This window comes from Kribbella sp. (assembly GCF_035687465.1).
Lineage (GTDB): Bacteria > Actinomycetota > Actinomycetes > Propionibacteriales > Kribbellaceae > Kribbella.
On the sequence record NZ_DASRXP010000234.1, the window covers coordinates 1 to 3090 of the forward strand.

General features: G+C 68.3%; 4 protein-coding genes. 3 read left to right on the plus strand and 1 reads right to left on the minus strand.

Going from position 1 to position 3090, the window contains the following annotated elements; all coding sequences use genetic code 11:
- Positions 1-649: dipeptidase (locus VFG33_RS11910; protein ID WP_325025524.1), on the minus strand; the 649-nt coding region annotated here is incomplete at its 3' end.
- Between the two features lie 79 nt (positions 650-728).
- Here VFG33_RS11910 and hisI point away from each other — a divergent pair.
- The 3 genes from hisI to VFG33_RS11925 are packed head-to-tail and all read left to right on the plus strand — an operon-like array spanning position 729 to position 3078.
- Positions 729-1058, plus strand: coding sequence for a phosphoribosyl-AMP cyclohydrolase (hisI, locus tag VFG33_RS11915; protein ID WP_325025528.1), 330 nt, complete (start codon positions 729-731; stop codon positions 1056-1058).
- Entirely contained in the window at positions 1055-2548 is a 1494-nt protein-coding gene (locus VFG33_RS11920; protein ID WP_325025530.1) for an anthranilate synthase component I, read from the plus strand. Before hisI ends, VFG33_RS11920 begins: the two co-directional genes overlap by 4 nt.
- Positions 2548-3078 (plus strand): Trp biosynthesis-associated membrane protein, encoded by a 531-nt coding sequence (locus VFG33_RS11925; protein WP_325025532.1) that lies wholly within the window; start codon positions 2548-2550, stop codon positions 3076-3078. Before VFG33_RS11920 ends, VFG33_RS11925 begins: the two co-directional genes overlap by 1 nt.
- Positions 3079-3090: the final 12 nt, after the last annotated feature.

Genomic DNA, 3090 nt, shown 5'->3' on the forward strand with positions numbered 1-3090 from the left:
AGACCGCGCGGGCCGAGGAGTGGCTGAAGATCACCGGTGCCGAGGTGACCCGGAGGGCGTCGCGCATGGTGTCGGCGGAGACGTGCGAGAGGTCGACGAGCATGCCGAGGCGGTTCATCTCGCGGACCACTTCCTCGCCGAAGTCGTTCAGCCCGCCCAGTACCGGCTCGTCGGTGGCCGAGTCGGCCCACGGCACGTTGTCGTTGTGCGTGAGCGTCATGTACCGGACGCCGAGTTCGCGCATGATCCGCAGCGTGCCGAGCGAGCTGTCGATCGAGTGCCCGCCCTCCATCCCCATCAGCGAGGCGATCCGGCGCTCCTTGAAGGCGGCCTCGACGTCGTCGGCGGTGTCGGCGAGCACCAGCGAGTCGGGAAAGCGCGCGACGAATCGGCGGACGAAGTCGATCTGCTCCAGCGTGCGCTTCACCGCGTCGCCGTCCTGCGGCACCCACAACGACCAGAACTGCGCCGCCACCTGGCCGAGCCGCAGCCGGGGCAGGTCGGTGTGCAGCTTCGGCACCGACGTGCTCAGGTCGTGCTTGGCGAGGTCATAGCCGTTCAACTCGTAGAAGGCGATCGGCAGGTCGTTGTGACCGTCGATCAGCGGGTGGTTCTGCAGCAGGGTCTGGATCCGGGCGACGCTGTTCATGCCGACATTTTGTCAGTCCCGGCCGGTCCTCGCGCGGGGCACGTCGGGGCGGGTCCGGCGAATCAGGGACAATGGGCCGGTGAACACCGAGGAGCTGACCTTCGACGCCGCCGGGCTGATTCCCGCCGTCGTGCAGCAGTACGACACCCGCGAGGTACTGATGGTCGGCTGGATGAACGCCGAGGCCGTCCGCCGTACCGCTGCCACCGGGCGTAGCACCTTCTGGTCCCGCAGCAGGCAGGACTACTGGGTGAAGGGCGAGACCAGCGGTAACCGTCAGCACGTGAAGCAGATTCTCGTCGACTGCGACGCCGACACCCTGCTCGTCCTGGTCGATCAGGAAGGGCCTGCCTGCCACACCGGCACCCGCAGCTGCTTCGAGCACGGCGAGATCGAGGTCAACGCATGAGCAACACCCCGGATCTCGAGACGTTCCGCGAGTACGCCAAGGACCGCCGCGTCATCCCGGTGACCCGCCGGCTGCTGGCCGACGCCGAGACCCCCATCGGCGTCTACGGCAAGCTCACCGCCGAACGGCAAGGCACCTTCCTGCTGGAGTCCGCCGAGAACGGTGGCGTCTGGTCCCGCTACTCCTTCATCGGAGTCCGGAGCGCAGCGACCTTGACCGAGCGCAACGGTGAGGCCGTCTGGACCGGCAATCCACCGGTCGGCCTGCCGCAGACCGGCGACCCGCTGAAGGCACTGCGCGAGACGCTGGAGATCCTGCACACCCCACGCCTCCCCGATCTGCCCCCGCTGACGGGTGGCATGGTCGGCTTTCTCGGGTACGACGCGGTCCGCCGGCTGGAGAAGTTGCCGGACACAACGGTCGACGATCTCGGCCTGCCAGAGCTGACGTTCCTCTTCGCGACCGACCTGGCCGCGCTGGACCACGAGACCGGCGAGATCTGGCTGATCGCCAACGCGGTCAACTGGGACGACTCCGACGAACGTGTCGACGAGTCCTATGCCGACGCGGTCCGCCGGCTCGACGCGATGGAGAAGGACCTCGCCCAGCCGACCCCGTCGTACGTAGTACAGGCGGATCGGCACGCGCAGCCGGATCCGCACCGGCAGCGGTCCAGCGCGGAGTACAGGGAGGCTGTGGAGCACGCCAAGGAGGAGATCCGGGCGGGCGAGGCCTTCCAGATCGTCGTGTCACAGCGGTTCGAGCTGCAGACGACAGCGAGCGCGCTGGACATCTACCGGGTGCTCCGCCGCTCCAATCCGAGCCCGTACATGTATCTGGTCCGCCTGGACGGCTTCGACATCGTCGGGTCGAGCCCGGAGGCGCTGGTGAAGGTCACGGACAACAAGGTGATCCTGCACCCGATCGCAGGCACCCGCCCGCGCGGCGCGACGCCGGAGGAGGACCACGCGCTGGAGGAGGAGCTGCGGGCGGACGCCAAGGAGCGCGCCGAGCACTTGATGCTGGTCGACCTCGGCCGCAACGACGTCGGCCGCGTCTGCGCGCCCGGCACTGTCGAGGTGGTCGACTTCATGGACGTACGGCGCTACAGCCACGTGATGCACCTGGAGTCCACCGTCACCGGTCGTCTGCAAGCGGGCAAGACCGCCTTCGACGCGCTGACGGCGGCCTTCCCGGCCGGAACGTTGTCAGGGGCACCCAAGCCCCGCGCGATGGAGATCATCGACAAGCTGGAGGTCACCCGGCGCGGCGTCTACGGCGGCGTGGTCGGCTACCTCGACTTCGCGGGTGACGCCGACACAGCGATCGCCATCCGTACTGCGGTCCTCCGCGGCACCACCGCCTACGTCCAAGCAGGCGCGGGCATCGTGGCGGACTCTGACCCGGCCTCGGAAGACGCGGAGTGCCGCACCAAGGCAGCAGCGGTCCTGAACGCCATAGCCGTCGCCGGCACGTTCTCCGAGGTCTGATGCGCCCGCAACGACTGGTAGACCTGTTAGCCGTAGTTGCACTGGTTCTGCTCGGGCTGTCGGCCTACCTCACCTGGTCGATCGCCGACCCGGGTAGCGGCCGCCCGGTAGTCAACTTCAACGGGTACGCCGTCACCCGCGCACCCGTGACACTCGCACTAGCGGCAGTGGTGGCAGTAATCGTCACCAAACTCGCCGGTACTGCGCTGCGCCGTGTCCTGTCGCTCCTGGTTCTCCTGATGGGCGTAGCCGCTATTGCTGTGGCTCTGCAGATCCGGCCGGATACGGCAGAGCTGGGTCGCATCCGGCCCGAACTGAGCCAAGCGGTCACGGACCAGGTGGTGCTCAGCACCGGGCCGGCTCCCTGGCTGGCTCTAGCCGGGGGAGTCGCGCTGGTCGCGGCGGGGTTGATCGGAGTACTGACCGCTCACCGCTGGCGTCGTCCGACCGTGCGTTACGAGCGTGATCCGGCGGCCACACCGGCTGACCAGTGGAAGGCGATCGACGCGGGTGAGGACCCGACGATCTGATCGGCGGGGCCT